Genomic DNA, 25,596 nt, shown 5'->3' with positions numbered 1-25,596 from the left:
ATGCAGACTTTCGTGTTGGTAGTACACATTATCTTAGCCGTTTTGATGATTGTTTTGATTCTGGTTCAGCATGGTAAGGGTGCTGATGCAGGTGCATCATTCGGTGGTGGTGGTGCTGCGACCGTGTTTGGTGCATCAGGTTCAGGTAACTTTTTAACGCGTTTAACGGCGATTTTAACGGCGTTATTCTTCGTAACAAGCTTAACTTTGGCCATTTTTGCGAAGAAACAATCTACAGATGCGTATAGCTTAAAAGCAATTTCGAATGTACCTACTGCTCCTGCTAAATTGCCTGAAACTTCGCCAACTGCACCAAAAAGCGCAGACTAATCAGAATTAGTTCTTTCTTTTTTTGAGTGATGCGTCTAGAATGCGACACAGCTGCGGTGGTGGTGGAATTGGTAGACACGCTACCTTGAGGTGGTAGTGCTTTCGGGCGTGGGGGTTCAAGTCCCCCCTTCCGCACCAACTTATAATCCAGAACATAAGTTGGTGCTTTGTAGCTAAAATCTGTTGATGCGGGATGGAGCAGTCTGGTAGCTCGTCGGGCTCATAACCCGAAGGTCGTTGGTTCAAATCCAGCTCCCGCTACCAATCAACTTTATTTATGAAAACAACATGAATAAACAGCCAATTTGGTTGAGATAAATTGCATGTCGGTGCGGGATGGAGCAGTCTGGTAGCTCGTCGGGCTCATAACCCGAAGGTCGTTGGTTCAAATCCAGCTCCCGCTACCAATTTCTGATCTTCGGTGCAACGCGATCAGGCAAATCATTACAATGTTTTCGATTGAAAATTAGGAATGAATTGTATATAATTTTTGCACGTTGATGCGGGATGGAGCAGTCTGGTAGCTCGTCGGGCTCATAACCCGAAGGTCGTTGGTTCAAATCCAGCTCCCGCTACCAAGTTTCTAAAAGGCTCACAAAAAGGTGGGCCTTTTTGCACAGTGGACTTTAGTTTTCTGTGCAATACTAGGGGCGTTTACGCCCTTTTTTATTGGCTATTGTGCAGTGTCGACATGATTTGGTCATAAAATGACGCTTCACTATAGGTTGTTTTCTGGCTGTTTCTGGCCAATGAATCGCACAAATTTAACGAGAGTAAATGAAGCTATCAAATAAAACTCAGGCACTCCAGGATCTAATCGCTCCAGCAGTGCAGGCATGTGGTGTAGATCTTTGGGGTATTGAATTCATGCCTCAAGGCAAGCGTTCTTTATTGCGTATTTACATCGACAAAGCAGTGGATGACGGCGCAGAACCTGTGATCAATGAAGATGGTGAAGTTGAACAAGGTCGCGGTATTGGCGTGCAAGATTGCGTACGTGTAACGCAACAAGTTGGCGCAATGCTGGATGTGCATGATCCAATTTCAGGTGAGTATGCACTTGAAGTGTCTTCACCTGGTTGGGATCGTCCATTCTTCCAACTTGAACAAATGTCGGGATATATCGGTCAGCAAGTGGCTTTACGCTTAATTAGTGCTGTAGAAAACCGCCGTAAGTTTCAGGCTAAATTGGTGGCTGTAGATCTAGAAAATGAAATCATTCAAGTGGAAGTCGAACAGCAACAAGTGCTTGAAATCGACAGTCATAATATTGATAAAGCAAATTTGATCTACCAAGATTAATTCTATAAATAAGAATCTGAACGAATAGGTGACTTATGGCACGCGAAATTCTTACCGTGGTAGAAACGGTTAGTAACGAAAAAGGTGTACCTCGTGAGGCGATCTTTGAAGCGCTAGAGCAAGCATTGGTTGCAGCGACGAAAAAGAAATTCTATGAAGGCACACATTCGGAAGAAGCGCGTTTACGTGTGGAAATCGACCGTAAAACTGGCGATTACAGCACTTTCCGTCAATGGGAAGTTGTTGCCGACGAAGATCATGAAATGCCTGCATGTCAGGATGCAATTTCAGATGTAGATCCAGCAAAATGGTCTATTGGTGATATTCGTGAGCTTGAAGTTGAATCGATTGATTTTGGCCGTATTGCAGCGCAAATTGCGAAACAAGTGATTGTACAAAAGATTCGTGAAGCTGAGCGTGCATTGGTTGCAGATGCTTATGAATCAAAAGTGGGTGAGTTAATCTACGGTGAAGTTAAAAAACAAACCAAAGATGGCTTTATCATCGACTTAGGTGACAATGCTGAAGCATATCTTGCACGTGAAGAAATGATTGCAAAAGAAATTTTGCGTCCTAAACAACGTGTAAATGCGATTTTATATAGTGTGAACCGTGAAGGCCGTGGTGCTCAATTATTATTGTCACGCTCTAAGCCAGAAATGCTGATTGCTTTAATGAAAAAAGAAATTCCAGAAATTTCTGAAGAAATCATTGAAATTAAAGCAGCAGCGCGTCAACCAGGTGTTCGTGCTAAAATCGCTGTGAAAACAAACGATCATCGTATTGATCCAGTAGGTGCTTGTATTGGTATGCGTGGTACACGTATCCAAGCGGTACAACAAGAGCTTAATGGCGAACGTATTGATGTTGTCGTGTGGTCAGATGATCCAGCGCAGTATATTGCAAGTGCGCTTGAGCCAGCAGATGTATCAAGTATTGTCATTGATGAAGATGCACATACTGCAGATATCATTTTCGCTGCGAGTGATCAATTGGCTCGTGCTATTGGTTCTCAAGGTCAAAACGTACGTTTAGCATCTGAATTGACTGGCTACAAGCTAGACATGATGCTGGAAGAAGAATACTACGCGCGTCAACAAAACGAAGCACAACAATATCTAGATATGTTTGTGACTCGTTTAGATATTGCTGAAGATTTAGCAATGGCGCTGGTAGAAATGGGCTTCACATCTCTCGAAGAAATTGCATATGTTCCTGCAGAAACATTTGATGAGATTGAGCTTGATGCTGAAACTGTTGAATTATTGCAAAGCCGTGCGAAAGAAGTTGCATTGGCAGATGCATTACAACAACAGGAAAATGTTCAAGAGCCGAGCCCAGAGCTAGCTGCAATGGAAGGCATGACACAAGAGATCGCGTATGCGCTTGCTGCTCGCGGTGTGGTAACTGTAGATGACTTAGCTGACCAAGCAACTGACGATATTTCAGATATCGAAGGTTTAGGTTCAGAAAAAGCGGGTCAACTAATTATGAAAGCGCGCGAATCATGGTTTAACTAGGAGGTAATATATGGCGGACAAGTCGATTAAAGAGTTAGCACTTAGCGTGGGTCGCCCCGTTGAGACGCTGCTGGAACAGGTTCGTGATGCAGGTCTACCGCAAGGTAAATCTGATGATATTATTACCACCGAACAACAAGATGTTCTCGTTAACCATTTGAAGAAAGTTCATGGTCAAGACGATGGACATGCAGGAAAAATCACGTTGAAACGTAAAACTACCAGTACTGCTAAAGTGGCAAGTACATCAGGTAAGGCAAAAACGATTAATGTAGAAGTTCGTAAGAAGCATACATTTGTTAAGCCTGATCCAGAACAAATTAAAGCGGAAGCTTTGGCTAAAGCTCAAGCAGATCAAAAAGCGCGTGAAACTGTTGCTCCAGTTGCATCTGCAAAAGAAGAAGCAACTGCTCAACCTGTATCTAAAGCAAAACAAGCTTTAGAAGCAATGCGTGCGGCAGCGAAGCAAGAAAGCGCGAAACAAGAAACGCCTAAAGCGGCGGTTGTTGTAAAACGCAAGTCAAACAACAAGCCGATTTCTAAACCAATTGAAACATTGGCACAGAAAAAAGCGCGTGAAGAACAAGCGGCTCAGTTAAAAGCAACTGAAGAAGCAGTACGTCGTAAATCTGCTGAAGAAGCACAACAACGTACGCTTGAGCAAATGCGTCAAATGGCATCGAAATATTCTGCTGAAGATACGACAGCAACGATTCGTGTAATTGACGATTCTCCATTAGCAGCTGGCCTTGTTGGTCAGGCTTATGAAGATTCATTTGCGAAAGAAGACCGTGAAATTAAACGTGGTACAAACACGAATAATACACGTTCACCTAAAAAAGGCGGTCGCCGTGGTGAAGAGCAGTCTTTCCGTGATAACTCACATAAACGTGGTTTAAAATCAAGCCAAGCAAACAAACATGGCTTTGAAAAACCAGTTAAAAAACAAGTTTATGATGTAGAAATTGGTTCTACGATTGTTGTTGCTGACTTAGCTGCAAAAATGGCAATCAAGGTGCGCGAAGTTATTAAATCACTGATGAAAATGGGTGAGTTAGTTACGCAAAACCAAGCGATTGATCAAGAAATTGCTGCTCTTGTTGTTGAAGAAATGGGCCATAACCCGGTTCTAGTTTCTGAAACTCAAGCAGAAGACAACTTATTTGAAGCAGCTGAAGAAGCACGTGGTGCACAATCTACGCGTGCGCCAGTGGTTACGATCATGGGTCACGTTGACCATGGTAAAACATCGCTTCTTGACCGTATTCGTCGTGCCAAAGTTGCACAAGGCGAAGCGGGCGGTATCACACAGCATATCGGTGCTTACCACGTTAAAACTGACAAAGGTATTATCACTTTCCTAGATACTCCGGGACACGCAGCATTTACTGCAATGCGTTCACGTGGTGCGAAAGCGACAGATATCGTGGTTCTAGTTGTAGCGGCAGATGATGGTGTAATGCCACAAACTGCGGAAGCGATTGACCATGCGCGTGCTGCGGGTACTCCAATCATTGTTGCAATCAACAAGATGGATAAAGAATCTGCAGATCCAGATCGCGTATTGAACGAATTGACAACCAAAGAAATCGTGCCTGAACAATGGGGCGGTGATGTACCGGTTGCAATGGTTTCAGCACATTCTGGCCAAGGTATTGATGAATTACTTGACCTTATTTCAATCCAAGCTGAAATGCTTGAGTTGAAAGCATCTGAAGAAGGTGCAGCGCAAGGTGTTGTAATTGAAGCACGTGTTGATAACAGCCGTGGTGCGGTAACGTCGATTCTTGTACAAAATGGTACATTGAAAGTAGGTGATCTTGTTCTTGCAGGTGCATCTTACGGTCGTGTACGTGCAATGACAGATGAAAATGGTCAACGTATTAAATCTGCTGGTCCTTCGATTCCTGTTGAAATCTTGGGTCTTCCAGAAGCGCCAATGGCGGGTGACGAAGTTCTTGTTGTAAGCGACGAGAAAAAAGCACGTGAAGTTGCTGATGCGCGTATGGATCGTGAACGTCAAAAACGTCTTGAACGTCAATCTGCAATGCGTCTTGAAAACATCATGGCGTCTATGGGCAAGAAAGATGTTCCTATTGTTAACGTTGTTCTTAAAACAGACGTACGTGGTACTTTAGAAGCACTACACGTAGCACTTGCTGATCTTGCAACTGATGAAGTGAAAGTACGTATTATTGGTTCGGGCGTTGGTGCAATCACTGAGTCTGACGTAACACTTGCAGAATCTTCTGAAGCTGTACTTCTTGGCTTTAACGTACGTGCTGACAATACTGCACGTCAAAAAGCAGATGCAGATGGTATCGACATTCGTTACTACTCAGTTATTTATCAATTGATTGATGACGTGAAAGATGCAATGAGCGGTAAGCTTGCACCTGAACACCGTGAAACAATCCTTGGTGTTGCTGAAGTACGTGAAGTGTTCCACTCAAGTAAATTTGGTGCAGCTGCAGGCTGTATGGTACTTGAAGGTATGCTACATCGTAATAAACCAATTCGCGTATTACGTGATGATGTGGTTGTCTTCCAAGGTGAACTTGAATCTCTACGTCGTTATAAAGATGTGGTTGAAGAAGTTCGTGCCGGTATGGAATGTGGTCTTGCAGTTAAAGGCTATAAAGACATCAAAGCTCAAGATAAGATTGAGGTTTATGATGTTCAATTGGTTAAACGGAGTCTGTAATGGCAGGCAGTCAACGTCTGAAGCGAATGGCGGATACAGTACAACGCGAGTTGTCTGAACTGATTCGTCAAGAGCTGAAAGATCCTCGCTTAGGTGGTCTAGTGACCATCTCTGCGGTGAAGGTCAGTCCTGATCTAGGCTATGCAGAAGTTTATGTGACCGTAATGGGTCGTGAACTTGGTGATGACCAAAACGAAGAGGCGAATAAAGAGACTTTAGATGTTTTAAATAAAGCATCAGGTTTCTTACGCCATGAGTTGGGTCACCGCATTAAGACGCGTATTACACCGCGCTTGCGTTTTCACTACGATAAAACCAATGCGTATGGTAACTATATGTTTGGTTTGATTGCTGAAGCTGTGAAGGATTTACCTCCTACAGATGCAACACAAAAAGATGATGAATAAGATCTCATTTGAGATCACATAAAAAAAGCCACCTTCGGGTGGCTTTTTTATGTCAGCAATTATTATTAAATCACAATCGCCAGTAAATTAGAAAACGAAGCTATTTCACTTCATCCTGAGATGTTTTTTGATGAAATGCACGACGGCGCGTACGTTGCCAAGGCAGCGGTCGGTCTAAAGCTTCAGGCACTTCGCCACCTTTTGAGCGTAAACGCAGGTGTAAAGCTGCTTGTGCCATTAAATTGGCAGAAACTGGCGCAGTGATGAAGGCAAAGAGTGTGAGTAGAAGTTCAGGAAAGCCAAACCGGCCTTGAAATGCAGAATAAATCATGGCTGCAATCAAGAAGCTACCGAGACCTAATGTACTTGATTTGGTCGGTGCATGTAGACGCATAAATAAGTCGGGGAGGCGGACCATGCCAATGCCACCCACCAACATAAAGAAAGCGCCACAAATGAGAAAGAACGAAACCAAGATTTCCATTAACAATTGCATGATGGTTGCTCCTTAATCGATCACATGGCCAGTGGTAAAGTAGCGTGCAAGCGCTGCTGTAGAAACAAAGCCTAGCATTGCAACCAATAAAGCACCTTCAAATAAAGACGTACTCATCCAATAAATGCCCAAGATCACAATCAGGCAAGTCGCGTTTAAAAATAAAGTATCGAGTGCCAAAAGGCGATCGACGATTGATGGTCCCATCACTAAACGGATGAGACATAAGAGCATAGAAATGGTCACTGCAATGAGGCAGATTCCAAGTGCATAAGGCAAGATCATCATGCATGCTCTCCTGACTGAACCCCAAAAATTTGCATCAGTGGTTGTTCATAACGCATTTTGATGGTGTGAATTTCTGATTCAGTGTCATCTGTGCTAAGTGCATGAACCAAAATATCACCACGGTCTTGATCGATCCCTGCAGAGACTGTGCCTGGTGTGGTGGTAATGATCATCGCTAATAAGGTGTTAACTTCCTCATGCTGTGTTTCTAAAGGCACACGAAACCATTTTGGGTGCAATTTATCAGTCGGCCCAAGCACCAATTTAGCTACGTGGATATTACTGACAATAATATCCCATAGCACCACAAGGCCTAATTGAATTGCCTTTACCCAATTAATATTGGGTGTACGAGCAATAAAGGGTTTGACTAAGTAAGGAATACCAATGGCGAGGATGACTGCCATGAGTAGTGATGCAGGATCAATACTGTGCGCCAACATCAACCAACTTAAGCCCGTGATGATGGAGACGAACGGATGTGGAAAACAGCGTTCTAGAAACGAGGTGTTTTTCATATTCAAGGTGCCTCCATCGGTTTGAGTTGGTCATTCTCTGGTTGTTCATCTGCTTGATGTTGTCTCTGAATTTGACGCTGTTTAAATTCTGAAATATGCCCACCTTTTAAGGTTTGCTCAGGAATTAAATATGGAATTAGATGTGCATTCGGGTCAACAACTTCACCGCCATACTTGGTCTCTGGAAGATTTTCTGGATCAAACGGTTGTACGCTAATCACTTCACCTGTTTCATCTTTTTTCAATAATAGGCCTTCATACAGGGCATTATTTTGAATCTGTACCGCTGTGCTATGCGTATATTGATAGATGGGTGCGGCAAATGCCATATAGGCGATTAAGCCAGCCAGAAGGACATAAATGGTTTTATCGTTGCGCTTAGGTGCAATTGCGGGCAAGACTTGATAATTGGTATAGGCTTTTTCAGCAGGATTGTCTTCTGGTTGGGTCGCACGCCAAAAAAGAATAAAACCAACACGTGTCATGGCCAAAATACTGAGTAAGCTGACCAAAAGCACCACCAATATAATCAGCAATTGATATGGAGAGTTTGCAGTCGCTTGTAAGATAAAGACTTTACCTAAGAAGCCACTAAAAGGTGGCAACCCCGCCATCATCAGCGCAATAATAAAGTAGGTGAGTGCAACCACTTTGTGCTGTTTCATCTGTGGCGCAATTTTAAAATGATCTTTAAATTCGCCACGCTGAGAGGTAATCCAGCCACAGAGCAAATAAAAGGCTGCACCAATGATAGTACTGTGAACTAGATAATACAGTGCAGCGGCCCAAGCTTGTGTATTCATGAGTGATAGGGCAATTAAGATCGTACCGATAGACGATAAAATCATAAAGCCAACAAAGCGGCGCAGACGTTCTGCACCAATTGCGCCAATCACGCCATAAACAGAGGTGACTAAACCAATCACAAGTAATAAGGCTTGTAGAATGCTGTGGCTCACAGCATCATCAAATACCGTTCCATTAATACGTAAAATCGCATAAATGCCGACTTTGGTCATAATGGTAAATAATGCCGCAACGGGTGTAGTTGCTACGGCATAGGTTTTTGGTAGCCAAAAGCCCACTGGTAACATGGCTGCTTTAATGCCAAATACTACAAAGAGAAGTAATCCACCAGCAACAGCCAGACGATGCTGATCATTTTCTAATAAAGGCATTAAACGTGCGACATCGGCCATATTTAGACTGCCGACACTGCCATAAATTAAGCCTAAACCAATTAAGAACAGTGCAGAAGCCAATAAATTAATGGTGACGTAGTGAATACCCAACTGGAAGCGTGCTTTGCCTTGACCATGTAGGAGCAAGACATAAGATGCCATGAGTAGGATTTCAAAAAAGACGAATAAGTTAAATAAGTCGCCTGTAAGAAATGCACCACATAAGCCCATCAATAAAAAATGGCACATTGCATGGAAGTAGCGTCCACGTTCATCCCATTCTTTACTGGCAAACCAAATCACTGGGAGGGCCAGTGCATAGGTTAAAACCAGCATAAATGCAGACAGTTGATCGAGTACCAAAACAATGCCAAACGGCGCTGCCCATTCGCTCAGATTATAAATATGTACCTCACCTGTACTGGCAAGGATTAAATAATAAACTGAAGTTAAAGCACCTAGAATGAGTGAGAGTAAGCTGAGACCACGGCGCCATGGTTGACGGCGGTCTTGTGCTAATGAACCAGAACCCGGGTTGCCGAGCAAGACCAACAAGAACGCTGTAAACGCAGGAATTAAAATACTAAAAATCGGTGTGTGTTGCGTAAAGAAGTGCATAAAACTAGTCATTATGGCTCATCCTCACGCGAATCGATTGGTGGTATTTCTTCTTTAGAGTCAACGTGGTCTGTTCCTGTTTCATAACGGCTACGCAGCGCCAATTGCACAATAAATGCCGTAGTGGCAAAGCCGATAACAATGGCAGTGAGTACTAAAGCCTGTGGAAGTGGGTCAGTTGCTTTGGTGGTTTCAGTCAATACCGCTGGAGCATTGATTTGAATACGGCCCATGGCAAATAAAAATAAATTCACGGCATAACCAATCATGGCCAGACCAAGAACCACAGGGAAAGTACGTGCACGGAGAATTAAGTAAATGCCTGTTGCGGTCAGTAAGCCAATCGCAGAAGCCATTAGAAGTTCTAAACTGATCATGTGCTTATCCTTTTGGTACTGGGCCAGACATACTTGAGTGACGCGAATCGCCCAAGACGGAAATCATCAACATTGTGGCACCGACGACGGTGATATAAACACCGACATCAAATAAGGCAGCCGTTGCTAAATGCATTTCACCAATGAGTGGTGGCGACACATAAAAATGTGCACTGGTCAGGAAGGGGCGACCAAAGAACCATGCACCGATCCCTGTTAGGCCTGCAATCACTAAACCAATGCCAATCCAAACTTCGTATAAACGTCCTGATTTTGCTCTGAGCAATTTCTCGGCATGGTCTTGACCCAGTGCAATGTACTGAATTACAAAAGCTAAAGAAGTAATTAAACCTGCAATAAAGCCACCGCCTGGTAGATTGTGGCCACGTAAGAAAATGTACAGGCTAATTACAAGTGCTAAAGGTAAAATCCAAGAGGCTGTAATACGGAACATCAGGGGTGATGGATTGAAACGATAGGTCAGGCCTTGTGTAATGCTAGTACCGTGGGTACGCATACCGTCCATCAAGCACAGCGTGCCAATGGCAGCAATGCCTAATACCGTAATTTCACCGAAGGTATCGAATCCACGGAAGTCGACCAAAATGACATTCACGACGTTGGTACCACCACCTAGTGGAATCGATTGTTGCATGAAGAACCATGAAATTGAATTATGATCGCGGGTCAAAATGAGCCAGCTGATCCATGCAATACCTGCACCACCTGCAATTGCAATCAGGGCATCACGCCAACGACGAGAAACACTCGACTCATAAGGTGTAAGCTGTGGTAAAAGCGATAAACTCATGAGGAGCAATACCGTAGTGACCACATCAACAGTGATTTGGGTGAGTGCAAGGTCAGGTGCAGAGAAGCAAACAAAGACCATGGTCACCACAAGACCAACTGCACCACTAATCAATACAGCTTTAATGCGTTCGTGGTGAAACCACAACATCATCCAACATGCAGAGAACAACAATAACCAAAGCACAATCGCAATCAATGGAGCACTGGTTAGCTCACGCGTACCTGTCATTAAGCCTTGAGAAAAGAGCGGTAATGCCATCACAAAAATACTAAACACCACAATCCACATGAGGTAGCGTTGGAGTGAACCTGTTTCAGTGGCGCGTTTAAATTTGCGTGAATTTAATAATAAATGTTTTAAGAACAGCTCAAACAGAACTTTACCTTGGAATTTGCCTAAGATAGGATCAAGGTCAATTTCTCGAATACGCCCATCTTTGGCCAAGGCAAAATAGAAAATAATCCCGCCGACCAAAGCAATGGCACTCATCAGTAATGGCAAATTAAAACCGTGCCAAATAGCCAGATGTGTACCTTCAAAGGCAAAATTTTGTGTACTGGCCTGTGCGGTACGATTAACAATATTTTCGACCAAGAGGGCAGGGAATAAGCCCACTAGAATACATAAAATGGCCAACAATGTTGCTGGTGCACGCATCCCAAAAGCAGGCTCGTGAGCATCTTTATTAGGCACTTGCTTGCCGATTGGGCCATCAAAAAATACGCCGTGAACCAAACGAATAGAGTAAGCCACGGCAAAAATGCCAGCAAAAGTCGCAACCACCGCAGAACCAAACATGATTGGACCCGTTAAATTTGCCAACAGTTCCGTAAAGAACATTTCTTTGGATAAGAAACCGTTGGTCAATGGTACGCCTGCCATAGAGGCTGCAGTAATCATGGTAAGGGTTGCGGTGAACGGCAGTAATTGCCATAGACCACTTAATTTGCGTAAATCACGAGTGCCTGACTCGTGGTCAATAATCCCAGCAATCATAAACAGCGCTGCCTTAAAGGTCGCATGGTTAATGATATGGAAAATGGCTGCGGCCACCGCCAAAGGTGAACCGATACCAAGCAAGCACACAATAAGACCCAAATGACTAATGGTTGAATAAGCCAGTAGGCCTTTTAAATCTTCTTTAAAAATGGCGAAGAATGCAGCCATGCAAAGGGTAAACAACCCGATAAAGGTCACGAGATTATGGTAAAGCGCAGCTCCTGCAAAAATTGGCAGTAAACGGGCAAGTAAGAAAATACCTGCCTTGACCATGGTTGCGGAGTGTAAGTATGCAGAGACTGGCGTTGGTGCCGCCATTGCATTGGGTAGCCAAAAATGAAAAGGGAACTGCGCACTTTTGGTAAATGCACCCATGAGGATAAGTAGGAGCATTGGAACAAAGAGCGCATGACTTTGGATTAAGCCACCCATCGTTAAAATTTGATCTATTTCATAGGTGTCAGTGATTTGTCCGAGCAGGATAAATCCACCCAGCATACACAGCCCACCCATTCCGGTAATGGTGAGTGCCATGCGTGAGCCACGTTGTGCAGCCTCGTAGTTACTCCAATAACCAACCAATAAGAAAGAAGAAATACTGGTCAGTTCCCAAAACACTAACAGCAACATTAAGTTATTGGATAATGAAATCCCCAGCATGGCCGCCATAAACAACATAAGGAGCGTATAGAGTTTGCTGAGTGAATTTTTTGGGCTGAGATAATAATAGGCATAGATAAAGATGAGTGTTCCAATGCCAGTAATGAGCAAAGAAAACAACAATCCTAATGCATCTAAACGAAAACTCAGGTTCAGCCCCAATTGCGGAAGCCAATGCCAAGTTTCTAAAATCACTTGACCATTAAAAACAGCTTTGGCTTGTGTCAGTAGTAGCGTGAGGCTACTTAAACTGACAGCAATTGCCCCAAAGGCTGTCGCTCCTCGTGAGAATTGTTTCAGCCATGGGATAAGGATTGTGCCTAAAACTAAAGGTAATAAGATAATAATCGGCAGCACACTCGTATCCATTGTCGTGATTAGGCCTAAGCCTAGAGTGAATCTCAATCTTTCAAGGACTGAAGGACCGCAAAGAGTAGTCCAAAACTTAATCTTGAAAGCATTTATGTGTTTAAAAATATAAAGTGCTGTATTGCGCAGCAAATAAGCGATAGCAAATTCCGATTTTAATATGAAATTTGCAAGTAAAACCGATCATATTACAGGCAATGCACAACTTCAATCTTTTTATGCAAGAGAAGGTCATTATATACCGCATGCTTCAGTGCATGGGGTGGTGTATTGTACAGTCCGCAAGGCATTTTGGCCGTATTGTAAATGTTAAACTCAAAGTGGCTTGATGGCTTTGGATTTAGAGCAAATGTTGTTGATTGGAATTGTCATCTTCAAATTGTAAGCGTTGTATAAGTTCTAAACGCTGTTGTTCATTCAGTTGTTCGCTAATTTGATTCACTAGACTTTGGATCGGGTTAACGTCGGGTTGTAAGATTTCGATAGGCAGAGGAGTAGCATCCTCTGTTTTAGGGTGATCTTCTAAATGTAGACTTGCATAAATATGTTCAAATTGCTGTTGCCATGCTTCAGGATGAAGACTGTATAGCTGTTTATTTTCCAATTTTAAACATTGAAAACGTGATGCGCGCTCTAAAAGTTCAGGGCGTTCGCCTGTAGCGAGAATTTGTAAGCGCGGAAAGGCTTGATGTAAACGCTCTAAAATTACAGCTGCCATATTGCCATCCAATTGATAATCAATGGCATCAATCATCAATACACCATCACCCTCATCGCAAGGATAGAGGCTGGCAGGGTTTAATAGACATAAGCGTCGAACGATATCGCCAATCAGTGCAACAAGATTGCGGATGCTGTTGGAGAGTTGCTGAAACATCATGATTTGGCCGTCATAATTCACCATAAACTGTAGCTTTGGGTGATATTGCAACCAAACATTGCTGATTTCAGGTAATACGATACGAATGGCATGTCTTAAAGCCGCCAGAGCAGGCGCGTGCATTTCACTATGCGCTTGAAGTAGTCGTTGTTCTATAAAGTGTTGTGATTTATCTGACTCAGTTGCAGTTTGGCTTTTGGCTAAAATCTGTTGGACCAATTGCGCACTTTGAGCATTTTCAATATCACTTACTTCACGGAACCATTCAAAGAAACGGCTAAACGTTGTAAATGGAATAGCCGAAACTTCGTAAGCATAGGCGGCCTGAAAAATTGCTGGATTATTTTTATTTAGCAAATTCACATCATTGACAAAGCGCTCTGCGGGGTAATAAGCAATTAAAGGCATGCCCAAAAGTGGGTCATCACGCATGGCACGTTGATAGATCAGCACCAAATCTTCAAGTTGTTGGGTATCTACCTTACTAATGCCAATACCTTGGCTATTGATAGTTTTGTATAGTTGCCAACGACACAGCTGAGGATCTTCACTGCTTGTATCTGGGCTTTCTGGAAAATGCCCAATATCTTCTGGAAAGCGAATTTGAATATCAATTTTAGACTGCAATCGCGTGAGCATAATATCTTGATCAAGCATCACGACGCCTGCTGTGCGCAGGTCTTTATAGCGGGCCGCAAACCATGTGAGTGCTTGATAGCTCAGACGTAAAAGAGAGGTTTTACCACTACTTTGCTCGCCTAAAATTAAGCTAATAGGCAGGTCGTGGTAATTAAATTCGGCTTTTAGGTCGGTAAAGTGTAAAGCGTGCTTAAGTTGAATTGATTGTATTTTCATAAGACACCTGTTTCTGGCTGGAGCAGGTTATCGGGCGACAGGTCTTAGCTCACAGCTTGGCGCAGTGATTTCGGCATTTCTCGTTTTAATATCTGCACCAAATCATAAATATGATGGATGTTTAAGCTTACTTTAGCACGTGTACAAGCCACGTAAAGTAATCTTAACTCTTCATCACTAATTTTATAGTCTTTCTCATTAAGTCGAAATTGGTAGTCGTCTTCTATATGAACCCGATCCCACTCTAAGCCTTTGGCTTTATGGGCGGTCGAAATAATATAGTCGGCTTGCTCAATAGGGGTGATTTTGGCCAAGGCGCGCTTTAAAGGATCTGTACCATGATCATCCACCAGTTTGACTAAGGGCTTAATGTCGCTACCGTCATTGGTTTCACAGTACTCGTGTACATCGTGCCAAGAGTTAAACCATGCCAATTCAGGTACATCCACGACACGCTTACCTTGTTTTAACATGGCTGCTGCATCGACAAAACGATTAAGCTTGGCATGGTCGGCTTGTAAACTGACTTTGTCACCATGGACTAAGCCTGCCAATAAAAGTTCCATTGCCCGTGCATTGGTACGACACAAAATAGCATCACGTTGCTTGGTATGAGGTTTGTTGACTACTTTGGAATTGAGCAGGGGGTTGCCGAGTAAGGGCACGGTTTCATGCAATGCACCTAAAATGGCATTGGCATTGAGTGCAATTTCTTCACCAAAACGAAATGAAGTGGTGAGACGAGACTCAGGCAAAGGTAATTGCTGCATAGCATTGACTGCGCCACGCCATGCATAAATTTGCTGATGGGCATCGCCCACATAAATCACTTGCGTATTGCGCTGTTTGAGCAAAATGCCCAGCATCAGTGGGTCTGCATCTTGTGCTTCATCAAAGAGCACATAGTCTGCGGGAATATTAGGTTCAGACAATGCCCACAATTTTAAATAAATATCATGCCCAATCCCTGCTTGATGGTGAGGGTCGATTGATTCTAACCAACGGCGTTCAACAGCAGGGTAAAGGTGCTTTTGTAGCGTATCGATATCATCTGCATGTAACCAGCTAGGCGCTTGAATGTGGCGCGGTGCAGGGTACTGCGAACTGGTCGAGCAGAAATAGCTGACGGCATTGGCCACAAGGCTAGCCAAGCGAGAAGGCATCAGCACATATTGTTCATAACGCCCACCCATCATTCGACGTAGCGTAATTGGCGTTAAACGATATTCTTTCGCGATGAAACTTGGGCTTAAACGAGGCAGGCGAAGCTTGTCTGTGACTCCACGTGGAACGCTACGAAAGGCCAAGGAGTGAAAAGTTCGACAGTCGACATTACCATGAAACTTTTGCTGTGCTTCAGTTGCTATGGCTTTGTTAAAGGCCAAGTACATGCCACGTCTTTGTGGCATGGCCTCACTGATCATTTGTAAAGTTGTGGTTTTACCTGTGCCAGCATAGGCAATGACTTTAAAAGATTTCCCCAGCCGTGCGTTATCTATCGCAGTGGCTTGCTCATAGGTTGCGCTCGGCTTTTTGGGATTAGTCACTGTTCAATGCCTAGTTGCTTAGTGGCTACGATTGGCTTTTTCAACCAAGCCTGATAGGCCTTGGCGACGTGCCAATTCGTTTAAAACCAATTGTGGGTCTAGATCGAAATAACCCAACATCACAATGGTATGGAACCACAGATCAGCCACTTCGTAGATTAGGTCGTTTTTATTATCTTCATTGGCTTCAGTTTTAAAATCTTTGGCTGCAATGATGGTTTCAACACTTTCTTCGCCAATTTTTTCTAAAATTTTATTCAAGCCTTTGTGGTATAGCTTAGCCACATAAGAAGAATCTGGGTCTGCAACTTTACGTTCAGCCATCATTTTGCCTAAGTAGTCGAGCACTTCCACTTGTTCAGACTGTGCATTTGAGGCATTCATTGCAATGGTATGTGGATTTGCAGACTTTTCACCATAAATTGCAGATGGATCTTTAAGCTGCGCATCAACAATTTCCCAGCCCGTTGCTGTCAGTTTACGGTAAAAGCAAGATTCACGGCCTGTATGGCAGGCAATACCACCGTGTTGTTCAATTTGAAGCACAATCACGTCAGCATCACAGTCTAAACGGATTTCGTGTACCGTTTGAAAATGACCAGACTCTTCGCCTTTGTGCCACAGTTTGCTACGTGAGCGAGAGAAGTACACCGCTTGATTTTTTTCAGCTGTTAAAGCCAGTGCTTCGCGGTTCATCCACGCCACCATCAAAATACGTCCAGTTTGATGATGCTGAGCAATAGCAGGCACTAAGCCTTGTTCGTTAAATTTTACTTCATCGAGCCATTGCAGATTGTTCATGTGGATTACACCTAAATTTGTTCAAATAAATAAAGTTACTCAATCGAGTCACGATTTAAAAATCGCGAACCATAGTGTACGGCATCATGGCGTAAGAGAGTAACTAAAACTTAAGCAATTTTTAAAGTGTCGAATATTGCCAAAATATTCATAGACATAAAAAAGCCCAATCGAAATTGGGCTTCACTTAAATAGGCTTAGTCATGTAGACCTACAGACTAGCGAAACTTACCAGTGCTCGCCTGGGAATAAGCGCGCGTATGCTTTTTGCACCCAGTTGAGTTTCTGTTGTTGACCCACCGAAGCGCTTGAACTTGGGAAAAGGTTATAACCAATCGACATCAATTTGTTGTTAATGTCTGGCGCAATCGAATAGGTAATCGAGGCTAAACGGCCAAGATTTGTCGCCACTTTTTTCGGGCGCTTCACAATGGCATAGGCAATGAGGTCAGCTGCTTGTTCAGGAGAGAGCGTTGGCACATATTTGTAAATTTTGGTTGGCGCAATCATTGGCGTACGCACTAAAGGCATATAAATCGATGTGATTGCAATTTTATGTGAATGCACTTCTGCAGATAAGCAACGACTGAATGCATCGAGCGCGGCTTTAGATGCTACATAAGCCGAGAAACGGGTCGCATTTGCTAACACGCCAATTGAACTGATGTTAATAATGTGACCATCACGGCGAATCATCATTTGCGGTAAAATGTTCATCACCAAACGAATTGCACCAAAGTAATTCAGCTGCATGGTACGTTCAAAGTCATGGAAACGATCAGTGGATTCGTGCACGGCACGACGGATTGAACGTCCTGCATTATTAATCAGAATATCAATATGATCGACAGAGGCGAGGATTTGCTTTGACACCTCATCAATAGAATCCATGTTGTTTAAATCACATGGAAAAACTGAAGCTTTACCACCTTTGGCTTCAATTTCAGCTTTGACTTCTTCTAGGGTTTCTTGGGTGCGCGCAACCAAGAGCACATGTGCACCTGCATCGGCGAGGCGATGTGCTGCTGTAAGGCCAATACCGCTGGAAGCGCCGGTAATCAAAACAATTTTACCGTTCACTTTGTCTTGAAAGCGTTTTTCTAATCTTTGGTTCACGTTTAATACCCTGATTGAATAAATGTGAGACTGTGCGTTTTTTTTATTACGTGGCTGGCTGTGCTTGGTTAGAGACAGTGGCAGCGAAAATATGCTTGCAATGATAACGTATTTAAAAAGAAAAGATAGGATTTAAGCTATTGAAATTTAAAAATATTATTAGAGTAATTGCTCTAAAATTACTCATTGTTGTGATTTACTTTTAACAATATTTAAGTGCGAAGACAAGGGATAAAATGAGAAAGATCACAGAATAGTGTGGAAAGCATAAAAAAACCCTCTTATAGGGGTGCATAAGAGGGTTTTGAATTGATTTTTAGGGCTGTAACCTACTTGGCAAAGAAAATAAAATTAAACTTGTGCCAGCGCTTGTTCTAAATCAGCAATCAAATCATCAGCATGCTCGATACCCACGGACAAGCGCACCATGTCGATACTCACACCAGCTGCTTTTAACTCTGACTCATTGAGCTGACGATGCGTGGTGGTTGCGGGATGGCAAGCTAAACTTTTGGCATCGCCAATATTTACGAGGCGAGTAAACAGTTGTAATGCATCGATGAAGCGTGTGCCACCTTCAAGACCATCTTGTACGCCAAAGGATAAAATCGCGGAAGGTTTACCTTTCACATATTTTTGTGCTAATGCATGCTGAGGGTGATCTTTTAATCCTGCATAGTTGACCCATTTTACTTTAGGATGAGCTTGTAAATATTCCGCCACCTTTTGCGCATTTTCAGTATGGCGTTCCATACGTAGACTTAAAGTTTCGAGGCCTTGCAAAATTAAAAATACATTTTGTGGGCTAATGGCTGCACCAGTATTGCGTAGCGGTACTACGCGAGCGCGGGCAATATAAGCTGCTTCGCCCAGTGCTTCTACATAATTCACCCCGTGGTAGCTTGGATCAGGGGTATTCAGTGATTTAAAGCGTTCGGGATATTTGCCCCAAGGGAATTTGCCGCTGTCGACGATGATGCCACCGATCGAGTTGCCGTGACCACCAATATATTTGGTGAGTGAGTGCACCACGATGTCGGCACCAAATTCAAATGATTTTTGTAAGACAGGTGTAGCAACGGTGTTGTCGACAATCACTGGGACGCCGTATTCATGTGCAATTTTAGAAATCGCCTCAAGGTCAATAATATTACCCAGTGGATTCCCAATTGATTCAACAAAAACCAGTTTGGTTTTTTCATCAATTAAACCACGCAGTGCTTCTGGGTCTTGGTAATCAAAAAAGCGCACTTCAATCCCTTGTTTCGGTAGAGTATGTGCAAAGAGATTATAAGTTCCACCATATAGGGTTGAAACTGAGGCGATATTATCACCCGCTTCAGCAATGGTTTGAATCGCGTAGGTAATCGCAGCCATACCAGAGGCTAAGGCCAAAGCGCCAATACCGCCTTCAAGCGCAGCTACACGTTGCTCCAGTACCGCAGTGGTTGGGTTCATAATACGGGTATAAATATTACCTTGAACTTTTAAATCAAATAAATCAGCACCATGTTGCGTGTTGTCAAATGAATAAGAGGTGGTTTGATAAATCGGCACCGCAACTGCTTTGGTGGTTGGCTCCGGTGTATACCCCGCGTGAATTGCTAAAGTTTCGTCTTTATAAGTCATGATTACTTCATCTAAGAGAGCTAGTTTTTAAACAGTCTATCACTTATATATATGAATAAAAGTGCTTTATTTATAAAATGAATATCATAATTATTAATATTATTGAAAAATTTTCAGCTAAAGATGAGCGAAATCATGCTTAAAACAGCATGTTTAAATTTTGTTCGCCATTAAACTTGTAACAATGCATTGAAGGCGTGTGCGAAACCTTATTTTTTCACGACTTTATGCGTATAATAGCTGATTATTTTTTCGCTCAATTGAGCAGGGACAACTTTGTGTTGTTCCGTATATGTTTTGACTATTGAGGAGTCCTAAGTGGCCCAATATATTTACACGATGAACCGTGTGTCGAAGATGGTTCCGCCTAAGCGCGAAATCCTGAAAGACATCTCTTTATCATTTTTCCCAGGCGCAAAAATTGGTGTGCTTGGTCTAAACGGTGCAGGTAAATCTACCTTGCTTCGTATTATGGCGGGCGTAGATAAAGATTTCTCAGGTGAAGCACGTGCTCAACCGGGTATCAAAATTGGTTACCTTGAACAAGAGCCGCCATTGGATGAAAGCAAAGATGTTCGTGGTAACGTTGAAGATGGTTTACGTGAGCCGCTTGATGCTTTAGCACGTCTAGATGAAGTTTTCGCTGAATATGCAGCTGAAGATGCAGACTTTGATGCACTTGCAAAAGAGCAAGAGAAGCTTGAAGCAATTATCCATTCATGGGATGCACATAATATTGTGAACCAAATGGATCAAGCGGCTGCAGCTTTAAACCTTCCAGCTTGGGATGCAGACGTATCTAAACTTTCTGGTGGTGAACGTCGCCGTGTCGCACTTTGCCGTTTGCTATTGTCTAAACCAGACATGTTGCTTCTAGACGAACCGACGAACCATTTAGATGCTTCATCTGTAGCATGGTTAGAACGTTTCTTGAAAGACTTCACGGGCACAATCGTTGCGATTACCCATGACCGTTATTTCTTGGATAACGTTGCTGAATGGATTCTTGAGCTTGACCGTGGCATGGGTATTCCATACCAAGGTAACTACTCTTCTTGGTTAGAGCAGAAAAATGCCCGTCTAGAACAAGAGAACAAGCAAGAAGAGTCTTTTGCTAAAGCATTGAAAAAAGAACTTGAATGGGTTCGTTCAAATGCAAAAGGTCAGCAAAAGAAAAACAAAGCGCGTATGGAGCGTTTTGAAGAGCTTAACTCGCGTGAATTCCAACAGCGTAACGAAACGTCTGAAATCTACATTCCACCTGGCCCGCGTCTAGGGAATAAGGTTGTAGAAGTTGAAGGCATCAGCAAATCGTTTGGTGATCGTACGCTTTATAAAGATCTAAGCTTCGTTGTTCCACCATGTGCCATTGTAGGTATCGTGGGTGAGAACGGTGCGGGTAAAACAACTTTATTCCGTATGATGACTGGTGAACAGCAACCAGATACGGGTTCTGTTGTGCTTGGTGAGTCAGTTAAAGTGGCTTACGTTGGTCAGATCCGTGACACGCTTGATGACAACAAAACTGTTTGGGAAGAAGTTTCTGGCGGTTTAGACATCTTGCGTATTGGCGAATACGAAATCGCATCTCGTGCGTATATCGGCCGTTTTAACTTTAAAGGTCAAGATCAGCAAAAACGTGTAGGTCAATTGTCAGGTGGTGAGCGTAACCGTTTACAGCTTGCGAAAATCCTGCAAATGGGTGCAAACGTAATTTTACTCGATGAACCATCGAACGACTTGGACATCGAAACTTTACGTGCGCTTGAGGATGCGATTTTAGTATTCCCTGGTACTGTAATGGTGATCTCGCACGACCGTTGGTTCCTAGACCGTATTGCAACGCACATCTTGTCATTTGAAGGTGAAACACCTGAATTCTTCACTGGTAATTATGCAGAGTTTGAAGAATATCGCCGTAAACGTGATGGTGATGACCTTGTGACTAAGCGTCAAAAATATCGCAAAATTGGCGTTTAATTGCCGATTTTGATGTAAAAAAATCAGCCTTCGGGCTGATTTTTTTGTGTTTTAATTGGTGCTATTTAAGACAAGTCATGAGGTTAATTAAAATTATACAAAAGCGAGTACTGCTATTTCTGCTTCAACGTATGTGATGATGTTTTAAATTCAAGTTTTATGGTGTTCATGTTTTTGATTGGCTGTTTCAATATGATACATAACTGATCTGTTGTTGTAATGGTATTACATCGACAGAAGTTGTTATGCTCAAGTTCGCTCAACGAGTAGAAGGATAATTGAATGTCCGAGCATCATGATCATAGTCATGCCGTTGTAACAGATGAAAATTCGAAAAAATTAACCTTTGCATTATTACTGACCAGTAGTTTTTTGGTGGTCGAAGTTGTGGCGGGCTTTATTACACAAAGTTTGGCTTTGCTTTCAGATGCCGCGCATATGTTTACCGATGCAGCAGCTTTAGCGATTGCTTTAGTCGCAATTAAAATTGGCAAATTACCTGCAGATAATAAACGAACCTTTGGCTATCAGCGTTTTGAAATATTAGCAGCTTTATTTAATGCGCTCATGCTATTTGCCGTGGCTATTTATATTTTGTATGAAGCTTATCAGCGCTTTTCAACCCCTCCAGAGATACAAAGTATGGGGATGTTGATTGTGGCGAGCATTGGTCTTGTCATTAATTTAATTTCCATGCGTATCCTATTTTCTAGCTCTCAAGACAGTTTGAATGTGAAAGGAGCATACCTTGAAGTTTTAAGTGATGCTTTGGGCTCTGTAGGCGTGATTTTGGGTGCTGTGCTGATTTATTTCACCGGCTGGATGTGGGTGGATACAGTGATTGCTGTGCTGATTGGTTTTTGGGTTTTGCCACGCACATGGGTACTGTTAAAGCAGAGTTTAAATATATTATTAGAAGGTGTACCAGAAGAGATTGATATTGAAAAGCTACGTAAAGATTTATTGCAATTGAATGGTGTAGAAAGTATTCATCAACTTAAAGTGTGGGCGATTAGTTCTAAAAATATTCATTTGACAGTCCATCTTTATGCGCCGGGTGCTGATCGTACCAGCTTATATAAAGAGGCGATGGAGATGTTAAGCCATCAACATGGGATTACTGAGATGGTTTTACAGATTGAAGAAGAGGCATGTCTGGCAGAAGAAGGACATCATCATGCCTTGGATGAACATTCACATCAGCATTAATGCTGATGTGAACAAGTGTGGGAATTAAACTTCCCACTCATGATTACAATCGCGGCATTTCCATTTTTTTTGTGACTGCATGAAGGCTTGCATTGAAATTTTGAAATCAGGTAAGTCGCGATAAAATAAGAAACCTGCAATCACGCAAATGATAAAAACCACAACGGTTGCTGTTTGTATGGTGCTTCCTGCACCATTGCCAAATAACCACATTGCAATACTAATGATGACCAGGAGTAACAACACGAAAATTGCAGGGATTAAAAATACCAAACTTTTAGGCACAACAGGGCGTGCAGCGGGTTGGCCTGCTTGCGCAATGGGCATAATTTTAGGGCTTTGACATTGAGGGCAACGGTATTGCATTACAGTTCCATAATTTTGAGCTGAGTATTATTTTAATCGGAATAGTACAGAAAGCAAAAAATACTCAGTAACAGTATAAGATTCAGTGTCTTAGTAAATAGATAAGCAATAAAAAAAGCCCAAGTCATAATGCTTGGGCTTTTTTATAAGCAAACCATATTGATTTGCTTGAATATGGCGTCCCTACGGGGATTCGAACCCCGGTTACCGCCGTGAAAGGGCGATGTCCTAGGCCTCTAGACGATAGGGACAAGTGAGGCAACAGGATCAGTGTTTAACACTGTGTCTCTGTATGGGCGCTATATTATGGATATAAGGCTCATGCGTCAACTAAAAATTCAATTAAGCTTCATCAACTGCGTCATTTTTCGGCAATTTTAAGCTTTCATTGAGTTTTTCCCAAACTTTAAGTTCTTTTTTGCTTGGACCACCAACAATTTCAAGCGCATGGCGTAAGCGAGCGAAAGTTAAATCTGGACCAATCGTGACCATTGTTTGCATGACAGGTGTAGATGCTGTTGAGCCCGCAATCGCAATAAAGAACGCAGGCATGAAATCACGTAATTTCACTTCCATTTGCGCAGCTAAGTCCATTAGCGTTTGGCTAACAGTGTCGTTATTCCAAGTGAACAGACTTTCTAAGCGCCAAATCGCAAATTGTAAGCTTTGACGAACTTGTTCGTCAGAGAGTTTTTTACTCACAAACTGCTCTTGGCTCAGTGTAGGGAAGTGGTTGAAGTAATGTGCAGACCAATTCACAGCTTCTGAAAGTAAGTTAATACGCGGTTGAATGGCAGCAGTAATTTCTTCTAATTTGGCACGATCGGTTTTCCAAGCCAATAATGTATCTAGCAGATCGCTTGGAGAAAGCGCTTTAATCCATTGACCGTTTAACCAGTTGAGTTTTTCAACATCAAAGATTGGGCCACCAAGAGATACGCGTTGAATGTCGAAGTGTGCAATCATTTCTGCCAAAGTGAATTTTTCACTTTCATCCGGCATTGACCAGCCCATACGGCCGAGGTAGTTCAACAAAGCTTCTGGTAAAACGCCGATGTCTTTGTAGTAGTTAATTGACGTTGGGTTTTTACGTTTAGATAGTTTTGATTTATCTGGGTTGCGCAAAAGTGGCATGTGGCAAAGCACAGGCATATCCCAACCGAAGTATTTATACAACAATTGATGTTTAGGCGCTGATGGAATCCATTCTTCACCGCGGATCACGTGCGTGATTTCCATTAAATGGTCATCGACTACGTTTGCTAAGTGGTAAGTTGGCAAGCCGTCAGTTTTAAGCAGAATTTGCATGTCGACTTGTGCCCATGGAATTTCAACTTCACCACGTAGTAAGTCATTAAATTGACAAATACCTTCTTCAGGCACTTTCATACGAATGACATGCGGTTCGCCAGCAGCTAAACGACGTTGTACTTCTTCTGCAGTGTGTTTTAAACCACGACCATCGTAACGTGGAGATTCACCACGTGCTTGTTGTTCTGCACGCATTTGATCCAGTTCTTCACTTGTTGCGAAGCAATAGAACGCATGACCTTTTTCAACCAATTCCAGTGCATATTGCTTATAAATGCCCATACGCTCTGATTGACGGTAGGGTGCATGTGGGCCACCTACATCTGGACCTTCAGACCAATTTAGACCTAACCAACGCAATGAATCTAAAATCATTTTTTCAGATTCAGGTGTAGAGCGAAGTTGGTCGGTATCTTCAATACGAAGAATAAATTCGCCACCATGTTGCTTAGCAAAACATAGGTTAAACAAAGCGATATAGGCAGTCCCTACATGAGGGAAACCAGTAGGAGAGGGTGCAATACGAGTACGAACAGTCATAATCAATTATTAATCAGAATGTAAATTGGGATCTATTATAACGAAAAAGCCTGATCACTTAATGCTTAATTTATCATTCAGTGATCAGGCTTCGAGCCCAAGCAGGGGAATGCATGGGCTTAAAATATGTGCGTTAAAGACTTAAGATGGATTTGTAGAGAATAACGCTTGAACAAAACGGCTAAAACTTTGGTTTTGTGAGGCAAAAAAACTTTGAGCAGGTGCAGTTTTAAGCGATGTAAGTACTTTTAAGCTGTCATCAGATGATTGCGCTTTAGAAGACTCATTTTTTTGTTGTGTTAAGGCTTTTTCAATCGGCGACGTTTTATCACTTGGCAAAGTTACTTTTGCACTGGTCGTCTTGTTGATTGCAGCACTATGCGTGAATTGCAAAGTTGAAAAACTTAAAGCGACACAAAGAAGCATATATTGATTTAATTTCATGTCCAATCTTCCCCTAATTTGATGAATGGAACTTTTATTGGTGTTTTTTAATACTAATACTACGCTTTAACCACGTTAATTGATTAAAAAGTAGAACAACATCACATTTTTTACAAAAAAATAATAAAACACCAAGTTAGATTACCTGAATAAAGCAGATTTCTCCTTAATTGTTACTTTATATCAAATAACTATGAAGATAGCATGGAGAATAGAATTTTGAAGCATTGTTTTAGCAAAAAAATATCAATTCTAAGCAGTTTTTTGCATATCTAAAAAATAGAAATCTAAACAAATTAATCATCTAGCCAAGATATTGTGCAAGAGTATTGAGA

General features: G+C 42.4%; 21 protein-coding genes and 5 tRNA genes. 11 read left to right on the top strand and 15 right to left on the bottom strand.

From position 1 onward, the window contains the following. From secG to EXE29_RS03120, 9 genes are all read left to right on the top strand, one after another. Entirely contained in the window at nucleotides 1-330 is a 330-nt protein-coding gene (gene secG, locus EXE29_RS03160) for a preprotein translocase subunit SecG (RefSeq protein ID WP_106983896.1), read from the top strand. A gap of 53 nt (nucleotides 331-383) precedes the next feature. Then, nucleotides 384-468: transfer RNA gene (locus EXE29_RS03155), tRNA-Leu, on the top strand. Between the two features lie 49 nt (nucleotides 469-517). Next, a tRNA-Met gene (locus EXE29_RS03150) sits at nucleotides 518-594 on the top strand. 66 nt (nucleotides 595-660) lie between these two features. After that, nucleotides 661-737 (top strand) — tRNA-Met (locus EXE29_RS03145). A gap of 94 nt (nucleotides 738-831) precedes the next feature. Further along, nucleotides 832-908: transfer RNA gene (locus tag EXE29_RS03140), tRNA-Met, on the top strand. 199 nt (nucleotides 909-1,107) lie between these two features. Continuing rightward, nucleotides 1,108-1,632, top strand: a complete 525-nt coding sequence (gene rimP / locus EXE29_RS03135; protein WP_106983897.1) for a ribosome maturation factor RimP — start codon at nucleotides 1,108-1,110, stop codon at nucleotides 1,630-1,632. Between the two features lie 35 nt (nucleotides 1,633-1,667). Next, complete coding sequence (nusA, locus tag EXE29_RS03130) at nucleotides 1,668-3,152, top strand: transcription termination factor NusA (protein WP_106983898.1); 1,485 nt, start codon at nucleotides 1,668-1,670, stop codon at nucleotides 3,150-3,152. 10 nt (nucleotides 3,153-3,162) lie between these two features. Beyond that, entirely contained in the window at nucleotides 3,163-5,856 is a 2,694-nt protein-coding gene (gene infB, locus EXE29_RS03125; RefSeq protein WP_106983899.1) for a translation initiation factor IF-2, read from the top strand. Continuing rightward, the gene (locus tag EXE29_RS03120) at nucleotides 5,856-6,263 is read left to right on the top strand and encodes a ribosome-binding factor A (protein ID WP_106983900.1); all 408 of its coding nucleotides are present in this window, start codon (nucleotides 5,856-5,858) and stop codon (nucleotides 6,261-6,263) included. The genes infB and EXE29_RS03120 overlap by 1 nt, the downstream gene beginning before the upstream one ends. Before the next feature lie 100 nt (nucleotides 6,264-6,363). On the opposite strand, the gene EXE29_RS03115 is transcribed toward EXE29_RS03120, so the two are convergent. From EXE29_RS03115 to EXE29_RS03065, 11 genes are all read right to left on the bottom strand, one after another. Then, nucleotides 6,364-6,759, bottom strand: coding sequence for a Na+/H+ antiporter subunit G (locus EXE29_RS03115; RefSeq protein WP_120363883.1), 396 nt, complete (start codon nucleotides 6,757-6,759; stop codon nucleotides 6,364-6,366). Between the two features lie 12 nt (nucleotides 6,760-6,771). Continuing rightward, nucleotides 6,772-7,047, bottom strand: coding sequence for a monovalent cation/H+ antiporter subunit F (locus tag EXE29_RS03110; protein WP_120363884.1), 276 nt, complete (start codon nucleotides 7,045-7,047; stop codon nucleotides 6,772-6,774). Then, the gene (locus EXE29_RS03105) at nucleotides 7,044-7,565 is read right to left on the bottom strand and encodes a Na+/H+ antiporter subunit E (protein WP_120363885.1); all 522 of its coding nucleotides are present in this window, start codon (nucleotides 7,563-7,565) and stop codon (nucleotides 7,044-7,046) included. Before EXE29_RS03105 ends, EXE29_RS03110 begins: the two co-directional genes overlap by 4 nt. Before the next feature lie 2 nt (nucleotides 7,566-7,567). Continuing rightward, on the bottom strand, nucleotides 7,568-9,376 hold the full coding sequence (locus EXE29_RS03100; RefSeq protein WP_120363886.1) for a monovalent cation/H+ antiporter subunit D: 1,809 nt from the start codon (nucleotides 9,374-9,376) through the stop codon (nucleotides 7,568-7,570). Beyond that, nucleotides 9,376-9,741, bottom strand: a complete 366-nt coding sequence (locus EXE29_RS03095) for a Na+/H+ antiporter subunit C (protein WP_106983905.1) — start codon at nucleotides 9,739-9,741, stop codon at nucleotides 9,376-9,378. Before EXE29_RS03095 ends, EXE29_RS03100 begins: the two co-directional genes overlap by 1 nt. A gap of 4 nt (nucleotides 9,742-9,745) precedes the next feature. Next, the gene (locus tag EXE29_RS03090; RefSeq protein WP_120363887.1) at nucleotides 9,746-12,583 is read right to left on the bottom strand and encodes a monovalent cation/H+ antiporter subunit A; all 2,838 of its coding nucleotides are present in this window, start codon (nucleotides 12,581-12,583) and stop codon (nucleotides 9,746-9,748) included. 340 nt (nucleotides 12,584-12,923) lie between these two features. Further along, a complete protein-coding gene (locus EXE29_RS03085; protein WP_106983907.1) occupies nucleotides 12,924-14,318 on the bottom strand; it encodes a P-loop NTPase family protein in 1,395 nt (464 codons plus the stop codon). 44 nt (nucleotides 14,319-14,362) lie between these two features. Continuing rightward, nucleotides 14,363-15,865 carry a UvrD-helicase domain-containing protein gene (locus tag EXE29_RS03080; protein ID WP_117006914.1) on the bottom strand — a complete coding sequence of 501 codons (1,503 nt, stop codon included), beginning with the start codon at nucleotides 15,863-15,865 and terminating at the stop codon, nucleotides 14,363-14,365. A gap of 18 nt (nucleotides 15,866-15,883) precedes the next feature. Beyond that, the gene (hisIE, locus tag EXE29_RS03075) at nucleotides 15,884-16,666 is read right to left on the bottom strand and encodes a bifunctional phosphoribosyl-AMP cyclohydrolase/phosphoribosyl-ATP diphosphatase HisIE (RefSeq protein WP_120363888.1); all 783 of its coding nucleotides are present in this window, start codon (nucleotides 16,664-16,666) and stop codon (nucleotides 15,884-15,886) included. Nucleotides 16,667-16,894: 228 nt separating this feature from the next. Then, on the bottom strand, nucleotides 16,895-17,782 hold the full coding sequence (locus EXE29_RS03070) for an SDR family NAD(P)-dependent oxidoreductase (RefSeq protein ID WP_106983910.1): 888 nt from the start codon (nucleotides 17,780-17,782) through the stop codon (nucleotides 16,895-16,897). A gap of 351 nt (nucleotides 17,783-18,133) precedes the next feature. Further along, the gene (locus tag EXE29_RS03065; protein ID WP_120363889.1) at nucleotides 18,134-19,411 is read right to left on the bottom strand and encodes an O-acetylhomoserine aminocarboxypropyltransferase/cysteine synthase family protein; all 1,278 of its coding nucleotides are present in this window, start codon (nucleotides 19,409-19,411) and stop codon (nucleotides 18,134-18,136) included. A 318-nt stretch (nucleotides 19,412-19,729) separates the two neighbouring features. Between EXE29_RS03065 and ettA the strand changes: the two genes are divergently transcribed. Next, a complete protein-coding gene (gene ettA / locus EXE29_RS03060; protein WP_117006912.1) occupies nucleotides 19,730-21,391 on the top strand; it encodes an energy-dependent translational throttle protein EttA in 1,662 nt (553 codons plus the stop codon). 282 nt (nucleotides 21,392-21,673) lie between these two features. After that, nucleotides 21,674-22,600 (top strand): cation diffusion facilitator family transporter, encoded by a 927-nt coding sequence (locus tag EXE29_RS03055; protein WP_117006911.1) that lies wholly within the window; start codon nucleotides 21,674-21,676, stop codon nucleotides 22,598-22,600. A gap of 24 nt (nucleotides 22,601-22,624) precedes the next feature. On the opposite strand, the gene EXE29_RS03050 is transcribed toward EXE29_RS03055, so the two are convergent. From EXE29_RS03050 to EXE29_RS03035, 4 genes are all read right to left on the bottom strand, one after another. After that, nucleotides 22,625-22,966, bottom strand: coding sequence for a zinc-ribbon domain-containing protein (locus EXE29_RS03050; protein ID WP_106983914.1), 342 nt, complete (start codon nucleotides 22,964-22,966; stop codon nucleotides 22,625-22,627). Nucleotides 22,967-23,141: 175 nt separating this feature from the next. Next, a tRNA-Glu gene (locus tag EXE29_RS03045) sits at nucleotides 23,142-23,217 on the bottom strand. 91 nt (nucleotides 23,218-23,308) lie between these two features. Beyond that, nucleotides 23,309-24,817, bottom strand: coding sequence for a glutamate--tRNA ligase (gltX, locus tag EXE29_RS03040; protein ID WP_120363890.1), 1,509 nt, complete (start codon nucleotides 24,815-24,817; stop codon nucleotides 23,309-23,311). 141 nt (nucleotides 24,818-24,958) lie between these two features. After that, nucleotides 24,959-25,261, bottom strand: coding sequence for a hypothetical protein (locus tag EXE29_RS03035; protein ID WP_117006909.1), 303 nt, complete (start codon nucleotides 25,259-25,261; stop codon nucleotides 24,959-24,961). Nucleotides 25,262-25,596 lie beyond the last annotated feature (335 nt).

This window comes from Acinetobacter sp. WCHAc060006, from assembly GCF_004209135.1.
GTDB lineage: Bacteria > Pseudomonadota > Gammaproteobacteria > Pseudomonadales > Moraxellaceae > Acinetobacter > Acinetobacter cumulans.
The sequence above is the reverse complement of the archived record's forward strand: the minus strand, read 5'-3'. Positions and strand labels throughout refer to the sequence as shown.